General features: G+C 69.5%; 17 protein-coding genes. 6 read left to right on the forward strand and 11 right to left on the reverse strand.

All coding sequences use genetic code 11. The annotated features are described in order from the left end of the window. On the reverse strand, positions 1-719 hold a 719-nt coding region (locus ACILQS_RS04050; protein WP_395638822.1), incomplete at its 3' end, for a heme o synthase. 152 nt (positions 720-871) lie between these two features. Here ACILQS_RS04050 and tkt point away from each other — a divergent pair. Genes tkt through pgl form a run of 6 tightly spaced genes read left to right on the forward strand, consistent with a single transcriptional unit; the run spans position 872 to position 8,918 of the window. Then, positions 872-2,944, forward strand: coding sequence for a transketolase (tkt, locus tag ACILQS_RS04055; protein WP_395638823.1), 2,073 nt, complete (start codon positions 872-874; stop codon positions 2,942-2,944). Positions 2,945-2,964: 20 nt separating this feature from the next. Then, positions 2,965-4,086 (forward strand): transaldolase, encoded by a 1,122-nt coding sequence (gene tal / locus ACILQS_RS04060; RefSeq protein WP_395638824.1) that lies wholly within the window; start codon positions 2,965-2,967, stop codon positions 4,084-4,086. Beyond that, positions 4,083-5,699, forward strand: a complete 1,617-nt coding sequence (locus ACILQS_RS04065; RefSeq protein WP_395638825.1) for a glucose-6-phosphate isomerase — start codon at positions 4,083-4,085, stop codon at positions 5,697-5,699. The genes tal and ACILQS_RS04065 overlap by 4 nt, the downstream gene beginning before the upstream one ends. Continuing rightward, a complete protein-coding gene (gene zwf / locus ACILQS_RS04070; RefSeq protein ID WP_395638826.1) occupies positions 5,696-7,237 on the forward strand; it encodes a glucose-6-phosphate dehydrogenase in 1,542 nt (513 codons plus the stop codon). Before ACILQS_RS04065 ends, zwf begins: the two co-directional genes overlap by 4 nt. Continuing rightward, the gene (locus ACILQS_RS04075; RefSeq protein ID WP_395638827.1) at positions 7,234-8,151 is read left to right on the forward strand and encodes a glucose-6-phosphate dehydrogenase assembly protein OpcA; all 918 of its coding nucleotides are present in this window, start codon (positions 7,234-7,236) and stop codon (positions 8,149-8,151) included. Before zwf ends, ACILQS_RS04075 begins: the two co-directional genes overlap by 4 nt. Further along, positions 8,148-8,918, forward strand: coding sequence for a 6-phosphogluconolactonase (gene pgl, locus ACILQS_RS04080; RefSeq protein ID WP_395638828.1), 771 nt, complete (start codon positions 8,148-8,150; stop codon positions 8,916-8,918). Before ACILQS_RS04075 ends, pgl begins: the two co-directional genes overlap by 4 nt. 19 nt (positions 8,919-8,937) lie before the next feature. Here the strand turns inward: pgl and ACILQS_RS04085 are convergent, their stop codons facing one another. The 10 genes from ACILQS_RS04085 to uvrA all read right to left on the reverse strand — a co-directional run bounded on the left by ACILQS_RS04085 (position 8,938) and on the right by uvrA (position 20,144). Beyond that, on the reverse strand, positions 8,938-9,297 hold the full coding sequence (locus ACILQS_RS04085; RefSeq protein ID WP_395638829.1) for an RNA polymerase-binding protein RbpA: 360 nt from the start codon (positions 9,295-9,297) through the stop codon (positions 8,938-8,940). 36 nt (positions 9,298-9,333) lie between these two features. Further along, on the reverse strand, positions 9,334-9,579 hold the full coding sequence (secG, locus tag ACILQS_RS04090) for a preprotein translocase subunit SecG (RefSeq protein ID WP_395638830.1): 246 nt from the start codon (positions 9,577-9,579) through the stop codon (positions 9,334-9,336). Positions 9,580-9,638: 59 nt separating this feature from the next. Continuing rightward, positions 9,639-10,433 carry a triose-phosphate isomerase gene (tpiA, locus tag ACILQS_RS04095; RefSeq protein WP_395638831.1) on the reverse strand — a complete coding sequence of 265 codons (795 nt, stop codon included), beginning with the start codon at positions 10,431-10,433 and terminating at the stop codon, positions 9,639-9,641. Continuing rightward, positions 10,430-11,629, reverse strand: a complete 1,200-nt coding sequence (locus tag ACILQS_RS04100; RefSeq protein ID WP_395638832.1) for a phosphoglycerate kinase — start codon at positions 11,627-11,629, stop codon at positions 10,430-10,432. Before ACILQS_RS04100 ends, tpiA begins: the two co-directional genes overlap by 4 nt. A 7-nt stretch (positions 11,630-11,636) precedes the next feature. Further along, on the reverse strand, positions 11,637-12,644 hold the full coding sequence (gene gap / locus ACILQS_RS04105) for a type I glyceraldehyde-3-phosphate dehydrogenase (RefSeq protein ID WP_395638833.1): 1,008 nt from the start codon (positions 12,642-12,644) through the stop codon (positions 11,637-11,639). Between the two features lie 99 nt (positions 12,645-12,743). Further along, positions 12,744-13,370, reverse strand: coding sequence for a superoxide dismutase (locus ACILQS_RS04110; RefSeq protein ID WP_395638834.1), 627 nt, complete (start codon positions 13,368-13,370; stop codon positions 12,744-12,746). A gap of 60 nt (positions 13,371-13,430) precedes the next feature. Beyond that, positions 13,431-14,402 (reverse strand): DNA-binding protein WhiA, encoded by a 972-nt coding sequence (whiA, locus tag ACILQS_RS04115; protein WP_395638835.1) that lies wholly within the window; start codon positions 14,400-14,402, stop codon positions 13,431-13,433. A 54-nt stretch (positions 14,403-14,456) separates the two neighbouring features. Then, on the reverse strand, positions 14,457-15,359 hold the full coding sequence (gene rapZ / locus ACILQS_RS04120; RefSeq protein ID WP_395638836.1) for an RNase adapter RapZ: 903 nt from the start codon (positions 15,357-15,359) through the stop codon (positions 14,457-14,459). A 2-nt stretch (positions 15,360-15,361) separates the two neighbouring features. Further along, a complete protein-coding gene (gene uvrC, locus ACILQS_RS04125) occupies positions 15,362-17,254 on the reverse strand; it encodes an excinuclease ABC subunit UvrC (RefSeq protein WP_395638837.1) in 1,893 nt (630 codons plus the stop codon). Positions 17,255-17,258: 4 nt separating this feature from the next. Then, the gene (gene uvrA / locus ACILQS_RS04130; protein WP_395638838.1) at positions 17,259-20,144 is read right to left on the reverse strand and encodes an excinuclease ABC subunit UvrA; all 2,886 of its coding nucleotides are present in this window, start codon (positions 20,142-20,144) and stop codon (positions 17,259-17,261) included. Between the last annotated feature and the right edge of the window lie 29 nt (positions 20,145-20,173).

Genomic DNA, 20,173 nt, shown 5'->3' on the forward strand with positions numbered 1-20,173 from the left:
GCCCAGGCGTAGAGCACGACCTGCAGGCCGACCGCCGAGCGACCGCGTACGACGGCGAGCATCGGGACGTCGGCCGCGGCGTAGTCGTCGCGGTAGCGCATCGAGAGCGGCCAGTAGTGCGCCGGGGTCCACAGGAACACGACGCCGAACAGCACGATCGGCGCCCAGTCCAGTGATCCGGTGACGGCCGCCCATCCGATGAGCACGGGCATGCAGCCGGCGGCGCCGCCCCAGACGATGTTCTGCGGGGTGCGGCGCTTGAGGATCAGCGTGTACAGCACGACGTAGATCAGGATGGCCACGACCGAGAGCCCGGCGGCGAGCCAGTTGATGGCCAGACCGAAGAAGAGCGTCGAGCCGACGGCGGTCGCCCAGGCGAAGACGAGCGCCTCACTCGGCGTCAGAACGCCGGTGACGAGCGGTCGCTTGCTCGTGCGGGCCATCTTCTTGTCGATGTCGCGTTCGAGGTAGCTGTTGAACGCGTGCGCCGACCCGGCCGAGAAGTAGCCGCCGACGAGAGTGCCGAGCACGAGCCACAGGTCGGGGATGCCGCGGGCGGCGAGGATCATCACCGGGGCCGTGGTGACGAGAAGCAGCTCGACGACCCGCGGCTTGGTGAGGGCGATGAAGCCGCCGAGTTTGCGCATGGCACGCGCTCCGAGGGTGACCGGACGGACCCCGATGGGGGTCTCGACGGGGCTGTCGACGGCTCCCTGCATGGCTCCTCGGATCGTGTGCGGCTGTCCATTCAGTGTAGGCGACGGCGTTCGGGGGCCCGTTCCCCGTCCGGAGCGGCTCGGGCCGCCTCGGTATGCTGGACGATGGCCCGTGCCACCCGGGTCCCACCCCCTTCTGCGAAAGGCCCTTTCCCGTGCCAGAACTCTCCTGGGAAGCCGTCGACGAGACGGCCGTCGCGACCGCCAAGATCCTCGCTGCCGACGCCGTCGAGAAGGTGGGCAACGGGCATCCCGGAACCGCCATGAGCCTCGCCCCGGCCGCGTACCTGCTGTTCCAGAAGGTCATGCGACGCAACCCGGGCGACCAGACATGGATCGGCCGCGACCGCTTCATCCTCTCCGCCGGGCACTCCTCGCTCACCCAGTACGTGCAGCTCTACCTGGGCGGCGACGGGCTCGAGCTCGACGACCTCAAGGCGCTCCGCACCTGGGGATCGAAGACCCCCGGCCACCCCGAATACCACCACACGGACGGCGTCGAGATCACGACCGGTCCGCTCGGTCAGGGACTGGCCTCCGCGGTCGGCTTCGCCTACGCCGCCCGCTACGAGCGCGGACTGTTCGACCCGGAAGCCGCGGCGGGCACGAGCCCGTTCGACCACTTCGTCTACGTCATCGCCGGGGACGGCGACATCCAGGAGGGCGTGACGAGCGAGTCGGGTCCGCTCGCCGGCCACCAGCAGCTCGGCAACCTCATCGCGATCTACGACTCGAACCAGATCTCGATCGAGGACGACACGACGATCGCCTTCACCGAGGACGTCGCCAAGCGCTATGAGGCCTACGGCTGGCAGGTGCTCACCGTCGACTGGAAGAAGACGGGCGAATACGTCGAAGACGTGCATGCCCTGTACGACGCCATCCAGACGGCGAAGGGCGAGACCGCCAAGCCCTCGCTCATCATCCTCAAGACGATCATCGGCTGGCCCAGCCCGAAGAAGCAGAACACCGGCAAGATCCACGGCTCCGCGCTCGGCGCCGAGGAACTCGCGGCCGTCAAGCAGGTGCTCGGCTTCGACCCCGAGAAGTCCTTCGACGTCGCGCCCGAGGTCATCGCGCACACCCGTCAGGCGCTCGAGCGCGGCGCGGCCGCGCAGGCCGAGTGGACGGTCGGGTTCGACGCCTGGGCGGCGGCGAACCCGGAGCGCAAGAAGCTGCTGGACCGCATCCTCACGGGCGCACTCCCCGACGGCGTCGACGAGGCGCTTCCCGTCTTCGAAGCCGGAAAGGACGTCTCCACTCGCGCCGCGAGCGGAAAGGTGCTGAGCGCGCTCGGCGCGGTCATCCCGGAGCTGTGGGGCGGCTCGGCCGACCTGGCGGAGTCCAACAACACCACGATCGAGGGCGCCAAGTCGTTCATCCCGGTCGAGCACTCGACGCACGAGTGGTCGGGAGACCCGTACGGCCGGGTGCTGCACTTCGGCATCCGCGAGCACGCGATGGGCGCGATCCTCAACGGCATCGTGCTGCACGGCAACACGCGCCCGTTCGGCGGCACCTTCCTCATCTTCAGCGACTACATGCGCCCCGCCGTGCGGCTGGCTGCGCTGATGGGCGCGCCGTCGATCTTCGTCTGGACGCACGACTCCGTCGCCCTCGGCGAGGACGGCCCCACGCACCAGCCGATCGAGCAGCTGACGACGCTGCGCGCCATCCCCGGGCTGGACGTCGTGCGGCCCGCGGACGCGAACGAGGTCTCGGTCGCCTGGCGGACCATCCTCGAGCGCCGCAAGGGGCCCGCGGGTATCGCACTCAGCCGACAGAACCTGCCCGTGTTCGACCGCTCGGTCGTCGCGAGCGCGGAGGGCGTCGCGAAGGGCGCCTACGTGCTCGTCGAGGGCTCGAAGCCGACGCCGGATGTCATCCTCCTGGGGTCCGGCTCCGAGGTGCAGTTCGCGGTCGAGGCGGCCGCCGAGCTCGAGTCCACGGGGATCGCGGCGCGCGTCGTCTCGGTGCCGTGCCAGGAGTGGTTCGAGGAGCAGGACGCCGCGTACCGCGAGTCCGTGCTGCCCGCCGCCGTGAAGGCCCGGGTCTCGATCGAGGCGGGCCTGGGGCTCACCTGGCGCCCGTACGTCGGCGACGCCGGTCGGAGCATCTCGATCGAGCACTTCGGCGCATCCGCCGACTACAAGACGCTGTACCGCGAGTTCGGCATCACCACGGAGGCCGTCGTCTCGGCCGCCAAGGAATCGCTCAGCGCGAGCTGAGCCGAAGGAGTACGACCACCATGAGCACCCCCACGCAGCAGCTCTCCGCCCTCGGCGTCAGCATCTGGCTCGACGACCTCTCCCGCGAACGCATCTCCTCCGGCGGACTCACGAAGCTCATCGCCGAGCGCGATGTCGTGGGAGTCACCACGAACCCGACGATCTTCGCCGGCGCTCTCGCCAAGGGCCAGGCGTACGACGAGCAGGTCTCAGCCCTCGCCGCCGCCGGCACCGCGGTCGCCGACGCCGTCTTCGAGATCACGACGGATGACGTCGCGGCTGCCTCCGAGATCTTCGCGGGCGTCTACGCCTCCTCCGGCGGCAAGGACGGTCGCGTCTCCATCGAGGTCGAGCCGGGTCTCGCGCACGACGCCGCCGGCACGATCGCCCAGGCCCAGCAGCTCTGGGCCAAGGTCGCCAAGCCCAACGCGATGATCAAGATCCCGGCCACGATCGAGGGGCTCGAGGCGATCACCGCCACGATCGCCGCGGGCATCAGCGTCAACGTCACGCTGATCTTCAGCCTCGACCGGCACCGCGCCGTCATCAACGCCTACCTCGACGGCCTCGAGCAGGCGCGGGCCGCGGGCCACGACATCTCGACGATCCACTCGGTGGCCTCGTTCTTCGTGTCGCGCGTCGACACCGAGATCGACAAGCGCCTCGAGGCGATCGGCACGCCCGAGGCGCTGGCGCTGAAGAGCAAGGCGGGGATCGCCAACGCCCAGCTCGCCTACCAGCTGTTCGAGCAGGAGTTCGCGACCGACCGTGCCCAGGCCCTCCTGGATGCCGGCGCGAACCCGCAGCGTCCGCTCTGGGCGTCGACCGGCGTCAAGGACCCGGCCCTCCCCGACACGCTCTACGTCACGGAGCTCGCCGTCGACGGCGTCGTCAACACGATGCCCGAGAAGACCCTCGAGGCGACCTTCGACCACGCGCCTCTCCATGGCGATGCCGTGACCGGCTCGTACGCCGCCGCGCAGGAGGTGCTCGACCGACTCGCCGCGGTCGGCATCGACTACGACGACGTGACCGCGCTGCTGGAGAAGGAGGGCGTCGAGAAGTTCATCGTCTCCTGGAACGAACTCCTCGACACCGTCACCGCGGCCCTCGAGGCCGCCCGTCCGGGATCTGCTCAGTGACCGTCACGATCGTCGCGACCGGTGCGGCCGCGGAGGCGGTCGAGCGGGTCGTGCCGCCGCTCGTCGCCGACGGGGTCGCGGGACGCATCACGTCGCAGGATCCGACCCTGTGGGGCGCGGAGGCCGAGGCCGAGTCCGCCATCCGCCTGGGCTGGACCGAAGCCGTCGCGGTGTCGCGAGCACTCGTCGACGATATCGAGGCACTCCGCGAGGACCTCGCCGCGAAGGGTGTCGACCGTTTCGTGCTCTGCGGGATGGGTGGTTCTTCGCTCGCCCCCGAGGTCATCACCCGCACCTACGGCGTCGAACTGGGCATCCTCGACTCGACGGATCCCGACCAGGTCGCGACCGCCCTCGGTGGCCGTCTGTCGGCGACCGCCGTCGTGGTCTCCTCGAAGTCCGGCTCGACGCTCGAGACCGACAGCCAGAAGCGCGCCTTCGAGTCGTCTTTCCGCGCCGCCGGGATCGACCCGATCGAACGCATCATCGTGGTCACCGATCCCGGTTCCCCGCTCGACCTCGCGGCTCGCGCCGACGGCTACCGCGTGTTCAACGCCGACCCGAACGTCGGCGGACGCTACTCGGCGCTCACCGCCTTCGGCCTCGTGCCGTCGGGTCTCGCGGGCGTCGACATCTCCCAGCTGCTCGATGAGGCCGAAGGGGCGACCCTCGAACTCGCGCTCGATGACGACGACAACCCGGGACTCGTGCTCGGAGCGATTCTGGCCGGCACTCGCCCGCTGCGCGACAAGGTGGGCATCGTCGCCGACGGCACCCACATCGTCGGCTTCGGCGAATGGGCCGAGCAGCTCATCGCCGAATCCACGGGCAAGGAGGGGAAGGGTCTCCTCCCCGTCGTGCTCGAGACCGACGCCCCGGAGCTCGGCCTCGATCTGCCCGACCTCCAGGTCATCCGGCTCGTCAAGGACGCCCGCGCGACCCACGAGGTGCGGGCCGGGGAGGTCGAGGTGGCGGGCACTCTCGGCGCGCAGCTCCTCGTCTGGGAGTATGCCACGGCCGTCGCCGGGCGCCTGCTCGGCATCAACCCGTTCGACCAGCCCGACGTCGAGTCGGCGAAGGTCGCGGCGCGCGCGCTGATCGACGATCTGACGCCACCCGCTCCCCCGCTGTTCACCGACGCCGGGATCGGCGTGAAGGCCCTCGGGCTCGACCTCGCCGGCGCCGAAACGGTGGATGCGGCTCTCGCGGCCCTGCTCGCCGCCCTCCCGGCGAACGGGTACGTCGCGGTGCAGGCGTACCTCGACCGTCTCGCCCACCCGGAGCTCGAGGAGCTGCGGGCGCTGCTCGCGGCGAAGACCGGTCGCCCGGTGACCTTCGGCTGGGGACCGCGCTTCCTGCACTCGACCGGCCAGTTCCACAAGGGCGGTCCTGCGGTGGGCGTCTTCCTGCAGCTGACCGGCACGGCCGAGACCGACGTCGAGATCCCCGACCGTCCGTTCACCTTCGGCCAGCTCATCGCCGCGCAGGCGGCCGGCGACGCGAGCGTGCTCGCCGAGCACGGCCGCCCGGTACTCACCCTCACCCTCGGCGATGTCGCAGCGGATTCGGGTCGGGCCAGTATCGAGAGGCTGCGAGAGCTCAGCACGCGATGAGCGTCCCCATCTCCGCGGACGCCAACCCGCTCCGCGTTCCGACCGACCGGCGCCTCAACCGGATCGCCGGGCCGAGCGCGCTCGTGATCTTCGGCGTCACCGGTGACCTGTCGCGCAAGAAGCTCATGCCCGCGGTCTACGACCTCGCGAACCGGGGGCTGCTGCCGCCCGGCTTCGGCCTCGTCGGCTTCGCCCGACGCGAGTGGAGCGACCAGGACTTCGAGCAGGTCGTCCTCGAGGCGGTCAAGCAGTACGCGCGCACCCCGTTCGACGAGGCCGTCTGGGCGCAGTTGCGCCAAGGCATCCGGTTCGTCGTCGGCGAGTTCGATCAGGACGAGGCCTTCGATCGGCTCACCGAGACGCTCGCCGAGCTCGACCGCGAACGCGGCACGATGGGCAACCATGCGTTCTACCTCTCCATCCCGCCGAAGTCGTTCCCGCTCGTCACCGAGCAGCTGCGGCGTTCCGGGCTCGCCGAGCAGAAGGACGGCGCCTGGCGCCGCGTCGTCATCGAGAAGCCGTTCGGCTCGGACCTGACGACGGCCCGCGAACTCAACGACGTCGTCGAGAGCGTCTTCCCGCCGGACAGCGTGTTCCGCATCGACCACTACCTCGGCAAGGAGACGGTCCAGAACATCCTGGCGCTGCGCTTCGCCAACCAGCTCTACGAACCCATCTGGAACGAGCGCTACGTCGACCACGTGCAGATCACGATGGCCGAGGACATCGGGGTCGGCGGTCGGGCGGGCTACTACGACGGGATCGGTGCGGCGCGCGACGTCATCCAGAACCACCTGCTGCAGCTGTTCGCCCTCACCGCGATGGAGGAGCCCGTCTCGTTCGACGCCGGCGACCTCCGCGCCGAGAAGGAGAAGGTGCTCTCGGCGGTGCACCTTCCGAAGGACCTCTCCCTCGCCACCGCCCGCGGCCAGTACGCCGGCGGCTGGCAGGGCGGCGAGCGGGTGCTCGGCTTCCTCGAGGAGGACGGGATGAGCCCGACCTCGACGACCGAGACCTATGCCGCGCTGCGCCTCGACGTGAACACCCGCCGCTGGTCGGGGGTCCCGTTCTACCTCCGCGCCGGCAAACGGCTCGGCCGCCGGGTCACCGAGATCGCGGTCGTGTTCAAGCGGGCGCCGCAGTACCTGTTCGCCGAGAGCCAGACGTCCGCTCTCGGCCAGAACGCGCTCGTCATCCGGGTACAGCCGGATGAGGGTGTCACCATCCGGTTCGGTTCGAAGGTTCCGGGAGCCGGGATGCAGGTGCGCGACGTGACGATGGACTTCGGCTACGGCCACGCCTTCACCGAGGCGAGCCCTGAAGCCTACGAGCGGCTGATCCTCGACGTGCTGCTCGGCGACCCGCCGCTCTTCCCGCGCCACGAGGAGGTCGAGCTCTCCTGGAAGATCCTCGATCCGATCGAGGAGTACTGGGAGGGCCTCGGCGGTCCGCTCGAGCAGTACCGCCCCGGGACCTGGGGGCCGTCGTCCGCCGACGAGCTGCTCGCCCGCGGCGGCCACACCTGGAGAAGACCGTGATCGTCGAACTGCCCGACACGACCATCAGCGCGGTGTCGAAAGCGCTCGTCAAGGTGCGCGAGGAAGGCGGCGCCGTCGCCCTGGGTCGCGTGCTGACCCTCGTCATCTCGAGTGCCGGCCGCACCGACGAGGAGGCCATCGAGGCGGCCAACGACGCGTCGCGGGAGCACCCGATGCGCGTCATCGTGCTGAGCACCTCCCCCGACGGTGAGACGCGGTTGGATGCCGAGATCCGCGTCGGCGGGGACGCCGGCGCGAGCGAGGTGGTCGTCCTACGGGCGAGCGGCGAGACCGCGACCGACCCGGAGAGTCTCGTCACCGGCCTGCTGCTGCCCGATGCCCCCGTCGTGGTCTGGTGGCCCGGCGAGGCCCCGGCCGACCCCCACGCGTCGCCGCTCGGCCGCATCGGCACCCGCCGCATCACCGATGCCGCGGCGGCGGGCGATCCGGTCGCGGCGCTCGCCCGACTCGGCGAGCACTACACCCCCGGCGACACGGACTTCGCCTGGACGCGGCTCACCCTGTGGCGGGCTCAACTCGCCGCCGTTCTCGATCAGCCACCGTACGAGCCCGTCACCGGCGTGCGTGTCGTCGGGTCATCGGACTCTCCGTCGACCGAGCTGCTCGCCCAGTGGCTCGGCCTGCAGCTCGAACTCGACGTCGACCTGGTCGTGAAGGCTCCGGGAGACGGGCCCAACGGCATCCATCGGGTGCGCCTCGAGCGCGCCTCCGGGCCGATCGAACTCTCGCGGGACGAGGGCGGCGTCGCGACGCTGACCCAGCCGGACCAGCCCACCCACGACATCGCGCTCCCCCGCCGGAGCCTGCGCGACTGCCTCGCCGAGGAGTTGCGTAGGCTCGATCCCGACGAACTCTTCGGAGACGTCGTACGACAGGAGGCTTCCCCTCGATGACGACCGAACGACGTGTGCTGGTCCATCCCGACGCGGCGAGTCTGGTGGCGAGCGTCGCGGCACGATTCCTGACCAAGGTCATCGATCTGCTGGATGAGAACGAGTCGATCGACGTCTGCTTGACCGGCGGATCGGCCGGCATCGCCGTTCTGGCGGCGGTCGCCGAGAACCCGGCGCGCGACGGCATCGACTGGTCACGCGTGGAGTTCTGGTGGGGCGACGAGCGCTACCTCCCCCGCGGGGACCCCGACCGCAACGAGACGCAGGCCCGGGCCGCCCTGCTCGACCTGCTCGCTCAACCGGCCGAGAACATCCACTCGTTCCCCGCACCCGGCGAGCAGCCGACGATCGACGACGCGGCTGCCGCGTACGCTGCCGAACTCGGCGACACCGTCTTCGACATCACGTTCCTCGGCGTCGGACCGGACGGCCACGTCGCCTCGCTCTTCCCCGATCATGCGTCGGTGCGCGAGACCGCGGCGAAGGTGATCGCCGAGACGAACTCGCCGAAGCCGCCGCCGCTGCGGTTGTCGCTGACCCTGCCCGTGCTGAACGCCTCGGAGCGCATCTGGCTCGTGATGGCGGGCGCCGACAAGGCGGGCGCCCTCGGGCTGGCCCTGGCCGACGCGAACGTCGGCTCGGTTCCCGTCGCCGGGGTGCGCGGCCGCAAGCGCACCGTGTTCTTCGTCGATCAAGAGGCCGCGGCTGAAGTCCCCGAGGGACTCATCGACGGCGGCCGCTACTGGACCGCACAGGACGAGGGCTAGACCGCTCGTCGGGCAATTCTCAGGCGGACGCGCCCCGGCGGGTACGGAGCTGGTCGAGCGCCTCATCGAGGAGCTGCGCGGCCTCGGCGTCGGAGCGGCGCTCCTTCACGTACGCGAGGTGCGTCTTGTAGGGCTCGGTCTTCGCCAACTGCGGCGGGTTGTCCTTGTCGCGACCCGCCGGCAGGCCGGTCTGCGGGCTGTCGATGACCTCCGGGATCTCCTCGTCGGGGAGATTCGCCGCGAAATGGCGGACGATCTCGTTGCCCGCCGCGTCCCAGTAGGAGATCGAGATGCGGTCCGCGTGGTACCCGCGGTCCTGCTCGCCCATGGGGCCGGATCCGACCCGCGATCCGCGGATGGCGCTGCCACCTGATGCCATGAAGAGCTCCCTAGCCCGAGAAGTGGTTCGAGCGGCCTAGGCCGCGAACTTGACGATGAGTCCGAGCACGATGATGCTCGCGACCCAGAGCAGGGCGAGGATCACGGTGATGCGGTTGAGGTTGCGTTCCGCGACCCCCGAGGCGCCGAGGTTGGAGCTGGTGCCGCCGCCGAACATGTCGGAGAGGCCACCACCACGACCGCGGTGCAACAGGATGAGCAGAGTCAGCAGAAGGCTGGTGATGCCGAGCAGCACCTGCACGATGGTCTGGAGTACGAACATAACCGGCCTAGTCTACGGGTTTCGGCGACCGGAGGGCCGCCGTTCTGGCGATCGGAGCCTCAGGTCCCGACGTGCTTCTGGAAGCGCACGATGCTCGCGAACTCCTCCAGCTGGAGGCTCGCGCCGCCGACGAGGGCGCCGTCGACATCCGCCTCGCGCATGAAGCCCGCGATGTTGGCGGCCTTGACGCTGCCGCCGTAGAGGATGCGGGTCGCCTGCGCGACGTCATCGCCGAGCACCTCGGCGATCAGGACGCGGAGGGCCGCGCACACCTGCTGCGCCTGCTCGCTCGTCGCGGCCTGACCCGAACCGATCGCCCAGACCGGTTCGTAGGCGACGACGATCTCGCTGCCCTTCGCCGCGCCCTCGAGCGCGACGCGGAGCTGGGCGACCGGGACGGCGCTCGGTCCGTGCTGCTCGAGGTCGTCGGCGGTCTCACCGACGCAGATGATCGGCACGATGCCGTGGCGATGGGCGGCGGCGACCTTCGCGGCGATGGCCTCGTCGGTCTCCCCGTGGTACTCGCGACGCTCGGAGTGCCCGACGATCACGTACTTGGTGTCCAGTGCCTTGAGGAAGGCCCCCGAGATCTCGCCCGTGTACGCGCCCGAGTCGTGCGCCGAGATGTCCTGCCCGCCGTAGGCGATCGCGAGGTCGTCGGCGTTCACCAGGGTCTGCACGCTGCGCAGGTCGGTGAAGGGCGGGAAGACCGCGACCTCCGCCGACGTCGTGTCGTGTTGGGCATCCTTCAGGGTCCACGCGAGCTTCTGCACGAAGGCGATCGCCTGCAGGTGGTCGAGGTTCATCTTCCAGTTGCCCGCGAGAAGCGGGGTCCGGCCCGGCTTCGGGGTCATGCTGTCTGCCATCCGAGTACGTCCAATCCGGGGAGGGTGGTGCCTTCGAGGAACTCGAGGCTCGCGCCGCCGCCCGTCGAGATGTGGCCGAACTGGTCGTCGGCGAAGCCCAGCGCCCGCACGGCTGCCGCGGAGTCGCCTCCGCCGACGACGCCGAGGCCATCTACCTCGGTGAGCGCCTGCGCCACAGCCTTCGTGCCGGCCGCGAACGCGGGGAACTCGAAGACGCCCATCGGCCCGTTCCAGAACACCGTGCGCGACGTGCGGATGTGCTCGGCGAACGCGGCGGCCGTCTCCGGGCCGATGTCGAGCCCGATGCCGTCTGCCCCGAAGTCGGTGTCCTCGAGGGCGTCCGCCCGGGCGACCACGTGCTGCGCATCGGCCGAGAACCCGGACGCCATGACGATGTCGGTCGGCAGGACCAGCTCCACGCCGCGCTCCGCGGCTTCCGCGACGTAGCGCTTCACGGTGTCGAACTGGGAGTCCTCGAGGAGGCTCTTGCCGATCTTGTGGCCCTCGGCGGCGAGGAAGGTGAACAGCATTCCGCCGCCGATGAGCAGGCGGTCGACCTTCGGCAGCAGCGCGTCGATCACGCCGAGCTTGTCCGACACCTTGGATCCACCGAGCACGACCGTGTACGGCTTCTGCGGGTTCGCGGTGAGCCGATCGAGCACGTCGAGCTCCGCCGCGATCAGCAGGCCCGCCGCCGAGGGCAGCGCCTTCGCCAGCTCGTAGACGCTCGCCTGCTTGCGGTGCACGACGCCGAAGCCGTCCGACACGAAGGCGTCGCCGAGCGCGGCGAGCTCGGCGGCGTACGCCTCGCGTTCGCCGGCATCCTTCGACGCCTCGCGCGGGTCGAACCGGAGGTTCTCCAGCAGCGTCACGCCGTCGCCGAGTGCCGCGCGCTCGGGGTGCTCTGGCATGAACGTCACCGGCTCCCCCAGCAGCTCGGCGAGCCGGACCGCGACGGGGCCGAGCGAGAACTGCGGGTCGGGGGCGCCATCGGGGCGTCCGAGGTGGGACATCACGACGACGGAGGCACCGGCGTCCCGCAGCTTCCGGATCGTCGGGACGGACGCGCGGACGCGTCCGTCGTCCGTGATCCGGTCGCCGTCGAGCGGGACGTTGAGGTCGCAGCGGAGCAGGACCGTCTTCCCGGCGAGGTCGCCGAGAGACTCGATGGTTCGCAGAGTCACCGGCGGATTACAGGCGCGCGGCGACGTACTCGGTGAGGTCGACGAGGCGGTTGGAGTAGCCCCACTCGTTGTCGTACCAGGCGTACAGCTTCACCTGGTCGCCCATGATCTTCGTGAGCGGCGAGTCGAAGATCGACGAGTGCGGGTCGCTGACGATGTCGCTGGAGACCAGCTCGTCGGTCGAGAACTTCAGGATGCCCTTGAGGTAGCCCTCCGAGGCCTCGCGGTACGCGGCGTTGATCTCGTCGATCGTCACGGTGCGCGACGCCTGGATCGTGAGGTCGGTGATCGAGCCGGTCGGGACGGGCACGCGCAGCGAGTAGCCGTCGAGCTTGCCGTTGAGCTCGGGCAGCACGAGACCGATCGCCTTCGCGGCACCGGTCGAGGTCGGCACGATGTTGATCGCGGCGGCACGAGCGCGACGCAGGTCGCTGTGCGGGCCGTCCTGAAGGTTCTGGTCGGCCGTGTACGCGTGGATCGTCGTCATGAGGCCGCGCTCGATGCCGAAGTTGTCGTTGAAGACCTTCGCGAGCGGCGCGAGCGAGTTCGTGGTGCAGGAGGCGTTGGAGATGATGTGCATCGTCGCCGGGTCGTAGGTCGACTCGTTGACGCCCATCACGAAGGTGCCGTCGGGCTCGGTGGCCGGCGCGGAGATGATGACCTTCTTGGCGCCGCCGCCGTCGATGTGCTTGCGGGCGTCTTCGGCCTTGGTGAACCGGCCGGTCGACTCGATGACGATGTCGACGCCGTAGTCCGACCACTTCAGAGCCGCGGGGTCGCGCTCCTCGAAGACGCGGATCGGCTTGCCGTTCACGACGATCTGGTCGCCGTCGTAGTCGACGGTGGCGTCGAGACGCCCGGTGATCGAGTCGTACTTCAGAAGGTGCGCGAGCGACTTGTTGTCGGTGAGGTCGTTGACCGCGACGATCTCCAGATCGCTGCCCTTGGCCAGCGCGGCGCGGAAGTAGTTCCGCCCGATCCGTCCGAACCCGTTGATACCGATCTTGACCGACACAGAAAGCTCCTTGAAGTGGTCGTGGGGGTGTGGTGGCGGTGGTGGAAGGCGGCCGGGACACGGTCTCGAAAAGACGAGTCCCGGCCGCGCAAAACGCCGTTACGACAGTAGCAGCAGCCCCGCCGCTCCCTTGCGCGCCGCCTCGAATCGGGCCCCGGCGTCCGCCCAGTTGGCGATGTTCCAGAAGGCCTTCACGTAGTCGGCCTTGACGTTCACGTAGTCGAGGTAGAAGGCGTGCTCCCACATGTCGAGCTGGAGGATCGGGGTGACGCCGAGCGGCACGTTGTTCTGCTGGTCGTACATCTGGTTGATGAGCAGTCGCGACGACACCGGGTCCCAGGCGAGCACGGCCCAGCCGGAGCCCTGGAGGCTGTTCGCGGCGGCGCTGAAGTGCCCGACGAACTTGTCGAAGGAGCCGAAGAACTCGTCGATGGCGGCCGCCAGCTCGCCCTCGGGCGTGCCCGCGCCATCCGGGGTCAGGTTCTTCCAGAAGATCGAGTGGTTGATGTGGCCGCCGAGGTGGAACGCGAGGTCCTTCTCGAGCTTCGGCACGTTGCCGTAGTCGCCGGAGTCCCGCGCCTCCGCCAGCTTCTCGAGGGCGGTGTTCGCGCCCGCGACGTAGGCCGCGTGGTGCTTGGAGTGATGCAGCTCCATGATCCTGGCGCTGATGTGGGGCTCGAGAGCCGCGTAGTCGTACGGGAGGTCCGGAAGCGTGTAGTCAGCCATGCCGTCCAGCCTACGCTCGGCGGCCCCCCAGCCGCCGGGGGTTGACCGTGGAACGCGTGCTCAGTCCAGGTCGGGGAGCCCCGCGTCGGTGCTCGGCAGTCCGAGGTCGGAGGCCTTCTTGTCGGCCATCGCGAGCAGACGGCGGATGCGTCCGGCGACCGCGTCCTTGGTCATCGGCGGATCGGCGTGGTGCCCGAGTTCGTCGAGGCTCGCGTCGCGGTGGCTGAGCCGGAGCGCCCCCGCGTAGCGCAGGTGCTCCGGAACGTCGTCACCCAGGATCTCGAGAGCCCGCTCGACCCGGGCGCAGGCGGCGACCGCAGCCTGCGCCGAGCGACGCAGGTTGGCGTCGTCGAAGTTCACGAGGCGGTTCGCCGTGGCCCGCACCTCCCGGCGCTGCCGCAGCTCCTCCCAGGCCGCGACGCTCGCCCCGGCGCCCATCAGGTGGAGCATCGCACTGATGGCTTCGCCGTCCCGCACGACGACGCGGAAGGATCCGCGTACCTCACGGGCCTTCGCGGCGACCTTGAGGCGACCGGCGGCGCCGACGAGCGCCATCGCGGCCTCGTTGCCCGGACAGACGACCTCGAGCGCCGCGGAACGCCCGGGGTCGGTCAGCGTGCCGGAGGCGAGGAACGCCCCTCGCCAGATCGCCGCCAACTCATCGCGCGACCCCGTCGTGAGCCGGTTCGGCAGGCCGCGCACCGGCCGGTTGCGGGCGTCGATGAGCCCGGTCTGGCGCGCGAGGGTCTCCGCGCCGTCGATGACCCGCACGAGATAGGTGCTCGACCGACGCAGGGTGCTGCCGGAGATCACCGAGACCTCGCTGCGGACGCCGTACAGCTCGGCCAGGTCCTTGCGGACGCGGCGGGCGATCTTCGGCGACTCCAGCTCGGCCTCGACGGCGATGCGGTTGGAGATCGTGTGGAGTCCGCTCGAGAAGCGCAGCAGCGACGCGAGCTCCGCGGCGCGCACGGCCGTCTTCCCGACGTCCACACCGGCGAGTTCTTCTTTGACATCGGCGGTCAGTGCCACGCGGTCGTCCCTAACTTGTGTTGATGTGTCGGGCCTGCTTCGGCTCGAGTGCGGTCATTCCCGACCGAGGTCGCGGTGCTTGACGCTGACCGCGAGGCCCGGGAGCACGCTCAGCCGCGCTTTCAGCTCCTCGGCCATCGCCACGGAGCGGTGCTTACCGCCGGTGCATCCCAGAGCGATCGTAGCGTGCCGCTTGTTCTCGCGACCGTACCCGTCGAGCACCGGCCGAAGCGCCTCGACATAGCCGTCGATGAACTCCTGCGCCCCGGGGAGGCCGAGGACGTAGTCGCTCACCTCGGTCTCGAGGCCGGTGCGGCCCTTGAGTTCCGGGATCCAGAACGGATTCGGCAGGAAGCGGCAGTCGGCGACGTGGTCGGCGTCGGACGGCAGCCCGTACTTGTAGCCGAAGCTCATCACCGTGACCCGGATCGCCGGATCGCCGACGGTCGAGAACTGGTCGTGGATGAGGACGCTGAGCTGGTGGATGTTGAGCTCGCTCGTGTCGATGACGATGTCGCTCTGCTCGCGGAGCTCGGCGAGCCGCGCCCGCTCGGCGGTGATGCCGTCGAGGAGTGTCCCATCCCCCTGGAGCGGGTGGGGCCGACGGACCGATTCGAAGCGCCGCACCAGGGCGGCATCGGTGGCGTCGAGGAAGAGCACGCGCGTGTCGTCAGTACCGCGCAGCGACTCCAGGGCCTCCTGCACATCGGCGAAGAGCCGACCGCCGCGGATGTCGACGACCGCGGCGACGCGGGGAATGGTGTCGCCGGTGTGCCGTGAGAGATCGACGAGGGGGCGCAACATCTGCGGCGGGAGGTTGTCGACCACGTACCAGCCGAGATCCTCGAGCGCATTGCCGACGGTCGAGCGGCCGGCACCCGACATCCCGGTGACGAGCAGGAGCTCCCGGCGTGGCGCGCTGGCCTCGACCTCAGTCTGCTCGCCGGTCGCTGCCACCGTCACTGCCCTTCGGTCTCTGCGTCGAGCTTACCGACGATCGCGGCGGCGAGAGACGGGCCGATCCCGCGCACCTCGCCGATGTCGTCGACGGATGCCGCGCGCAGGCGGGCGACGGAGCCGAAATGGGCGAGCAGCACCTTCACCCGAGCGGGGCCGAGGCCCGGGATGTCGGAGAGCACCGAGGCGATGTCGTTCTTGCGCTTCTGGCGCTGGAAGGTGATCGCGAAGCGGTGGGCCTCGTCGCGCAGTCGCTGGATGAGGAAGAGCGCCTCGCTGTTGCGGGGCAGGATCACCGGGAACGGCTCCCCCGGCAGCCAGACCTCCTCGAGGCGCTTGGCGATCCCGGCGACCGGGATGTCGCGGATGCCGAGTTCCGCGAGCACCGCGGCGGCGGCGTTGACCTGCGGCTCGCCGCCGTCGACGAGGATCAGTCCGGGGCGGTAGGCGAAGCGCTTGCGGGTCGGGGCACCGTCCTCGGGATCGGCCTCGTCCTCCTCCAGGCGCGCCAGGCGGCGGCGCAGCACCTGGGAGATCGCCTCCAGATCGTCGGCGTACTCCTTGATCCCGAACTTTCGGTAGGCGTTCTTCACCGGGAGTCCGTCCTCGAAGACGACCATCGAGGCGACGATGTTGGTGCCGCCGAGGTGCGACACGTCGTAGCACTCGATGCGCAGCGGCGCCTCGTCCATCCCGAGGGCCTCCTGGATGTCGGTGAGCGCCTGCGTGCGGGCCACGTAATCGCCGCTGCGTCGCATCTTGTAGAGCCCGAGCGCCTGCTTGGCGTTGATCGTCGCCGTCTGCAGGATCGCCGCCTTGTCGCCGCGCTGGGCGGCCCGGAGCACGACCGACCCCTTCGTGCGTCGGTCGCTCAGCCAGGCCTCGAGCGCCGGAGCGTCGTCGGGGAGCTTCGGCACGACGATCTCGCGCGGCGGCGGCTCGGTCTCGTAGGCGCTGAGCAGCACCGCCTCGACGAGGTCGCCGAGAGGAACGTCGAGCTCGGTGTCGACGACCCAGCTGCGCGTGCCCGTGATGCGCCCGCCGCGCACCGTGAACTGCTGGACGGCGGCGGCGAGCTCGTCGTAGTCGATCCCGAAGACGTCGGTGTCGATCGTGTCCTCGGCCAGCACGACCGCGCTGCGCTCCAGCACGTTCTCAAGGGCCTGGAGTCGGTCGCGGATCGTCGCCGCGCGCTCATAGGCGAACTCGGCGGCGGCCGACTTCATCTCGCGCTCGAGCAGGCGCACGACCGCCCGATCGGGGTGGGACATGAACGCGACGAAGTCGTTCACGATCTGCCGATGCTCCTCGATCGAGACGCGCCCGGAGCACGGTCCACCGCAACGTCCGATCTGTCCGGGGAAGCACGGCCGCCCGGTCTGCATCGCGCGCTTGTAGCTGGAGTCAGAACAGGTGCGGATCGGAAAGGCCCGCACCATCAGGTCGATCGTGTCGCGCACGGCCCAGATCTTCGGATACGGGCCGAAGTACTTCGCCCCGGGGATGCGGCGGTTGCGCGTCACCATGACGCGCGGCGCCTCGTCGCCGAGTGTCACGACCAGATAGGGGTAGGTCTTGTCGTCGCGGAACTTGACGTTGAACGGCGGCGTGAACTCCTTGATCCAGGCGTATTCGAGGTCGAGCGCTTCCCGGTCGCTGCCCACGACGGTCCACTCGACACCGGTCGCGGTGAGCACCATGGCGCGGGTGCGCTGATGCAGGTTGCGCATCGGCTGGAAGTAGTTGCTGAGGCGCTGCCGGAGGTTGATCGCCTTACCGACGTAGAGCACGCGGCCGCGGGCATCCCGGAATCGGTAGACGCCGGGGCTCGTCGGGATCTCCCCCGCCTTCGGTCGCCACTCCAGGGCATCCGCGCGGGTCGGACGCGCCACCATCGTTCTAGCCCGCCTTGCGCGCCGGCAGCTCTCCGAGGATCTCGGCGAGGAACACCCCGGTCGCGCTCTCGGGCACGGTCGCGATGTGCTCGGGCGTCCCCGTGGCCAGCACCCGTCCGCCGCCCGAGCCGCCCTCGGGACCGAGGTCGATCACCCAGTCGGCGCTCTTGATCACGTCGAGGTTGTGCTCGATGACGATGACCGTGTTGCCCTTGTCGACGAGTCCGTTGAGCACGAGCAGCAGCTTCCGCACGTCTTCGAAGTGCAGGCCCGTCGTCGGCTCGTCGAGCACGTAGACGCTGCGCCCGTTCGAGCGCTTTTGCAACTCGGTGGCGAGCTTGACGCGCTGCGCCTCACCACCGGAGAGCGTCGTCGCCGACTGACCGAGGCGCACGTAGCCGAGACCGACTTCGACGAGGGTCTTCAGGTAGCGGTGGATGGCGCTGATCGGCTCGAAGAAGTCGGCCGCCTCGGCGATCGGCATGTCGAGCACCTCGGCGATGTTCTTGCCCTTGTAGTGCACCTGGAGGGTGTCGCGGTTGTAGCGCGCTCCCCCGCAGGTCTCGCACGCGACGTAGACATCGGGCAGGAAGTTCATCTCGATCTTGATCGTGCCGTCGCCCGAGCAGGTCTCGCAGCGACCGCCCTTGACGTTGAACGAGAAGCGACCCGGCTGGTAGCCACGGGCCTTCGCCTCCATCGTCTCGGAGAACAGCGTGCGGATGCGGTCGAAGACGCCCGTGTAGGTCGCCGGGTTGGAGCGGGGAGTGCGTCCGATCGGCGCCTGGTCGACGTGCACGACCTTGTCCAGCTGGTCGAGTCCGGTGACGCGCTTGTGGCGGCCCGGCACCTGGCGGGCGCCGTTGAGTTCGTTCGCGAGCACCTTGTAGAGGATGTCGTTGACGAGGCTCGACTTGCCCGACCCGCTCACCCCGGTCACCGACACGAAGGCGCCGAGCGGGAAGCCCACGGTCACGTCCTGGAGGTTGTTGGCCTTCGCGCCCTCGACCGTGATCTGGCGGTTCTTGTCGATGTTGCGGCGCTTCGCGGGCATGTCGATCGCCCGGCGTCCGGCGAGATAGTCGCCGGTCACCGACCTGGTGTTCGTCAGCAGCGACGCGTAGTCGCCCGAGTGCACGACCTCGCCGCCGTGCTCCCCCGCCCCGGGGCCGATGTCGACGAGCCAGTCGGCGGTGCGGATGGTGTCCTCGTCGTGCTCGACGACGATGAGGGTGTTGCCGAGGTTCTTCAGCTTCACCAGGGTGTCGATGAGTCGACGGTTGTCGCGCTGGTGCAGCCCGATGCTGGGCTCGTCGAGCACGTAGAGCACGCCGGTGAGGCCCGACCCGATCTGGGTCGCGAGCCGGATGCGCTGCGCCTCACCGCCGGAGAGGGTCGCGGCCGCACGCGCCATCGTGAGGTAGCCGAGGCCGACCTCGAGCAGGAACTCGAGACGCAACCGGATCTCGCGCAGCACCTGGGCGGCGATCTTGGCCTGCCGTTCGGTGAGATCGAGACGGTCCATGAACTGGTAGGCGCCGCTCAGGCTGAGGTTCGCGACGGCCGAGATGCTCTCGCCGTCGACCTTCACTGCGAGCACCTCGGGCTTCAGTCGCTCGCCGTCGCAGACCGGGCACGGGATCTCGCGGAGGTACTCGCCGTAGCGTGCCTTGGACCAGTCGCCCTCGGCCTCCTGGTACTTGCGCTCGATGTAGGGCATGACGCCTTCGAACCCGGTCGAGTACTTCACCGTGCGGCCGTAGCGGTTGCGCCAGGAGACGGCGACTTCGAAGTCGTTGCCGCGCAGGATCGCCTGGCGCGCCGCCTCGGAGAGCTCTTCCCAGGGGGTGTCGAGATCGAAGTCGAGATCCTTGCCGAGGCCCTGCAACAGTCGGGTGAAGTACGAGTACATCCCCTTGCCCGCCTGGTTCCAGGGCAGCACGACGCCTTCGTTCAGCGTGAGGCTCGGGTCGCCGATGACGAGGTCGGTGTCGACCGCCATCTTGGTGCCGAGGCCCGAGCACTCCGGGCACGCGCCGAACGGCGCATTGAACGAGAAGGTGCGCGGCTCGATCTCGGTGAGCTGGATGGGGTGATGATTCGGGCAGGACAGCTTCTCGCTGAAGGTGCGGACCCCGCCGGGGCCGTCGACATCCACGAAGTCGATCGTGACCAGCCCGCCCGCGAGCCCGAGTGCGGTCTCGACCGAATCGGTCAGCCGCGTCAGCAGGTCGTCGGCCGCGACGAGACGGTCGACGACGACCGAGATGTCGTGCTTGTACTGCTTCTTGAGCGTCGGCGGGTCGCTCAGCTGGATCGTCTCGCCGTCGACGACGGCACGGGAGTAGCCGCCGGTCTGCAGCTCCTTGAAGAGGTCGACGAACTCGCCCTTCTTCTGCGACACGACCGGGGCGAGCACCTGGTAGCGGGTGCCGACCTCGAGCTCCATCAGCTGATCGGCGATCTGCTGGACGGTCTGGCGCTGGATGAGCTCGCCGCACACCGGGCAGTGCGGTTCGCCGATGCGCGCCCAGAGCAGGCGCATGTAGTCGTAGATCTCGGTGATCGTGCCCACCGTGGAGCGCGGATTGCGGTTGGTCGACTTCTGGTCGATCGAGACCGCCGGGCTGAGTCCTTCGATGAAGTCGACGTCGGGACGGTCGACCTGCCCGAGGAACTGGCGGGCGTAGGCGGAGAGCGACTCGACGTAGCGCCGCTGGCCCTCGGCGAAGATCGTGTCGAAGGCGAGGCTCGACTTGCCCGACCCGGAGAGGCCCGTGAAGACCACGAGGGAGTCGCGCGGAATCTCGAGATCGACGTTCTTCAGGTTGTGCACCCGTGCTCCGCGGACGCTCAGTTTGTGGGCTCCGGGGACAGGCGTAATCGACACCTCGCAAGTGTACGGAGGCTCACCGACAT

The organism is Pseudolysinimonas sp. (assembly GCF_044239695.1).
Lineage (GTDB): Bacteria > Actinomycetota > Actinomycetes > Actinomycetales > Microbacteriaceae > Pseudolysinimonas_A.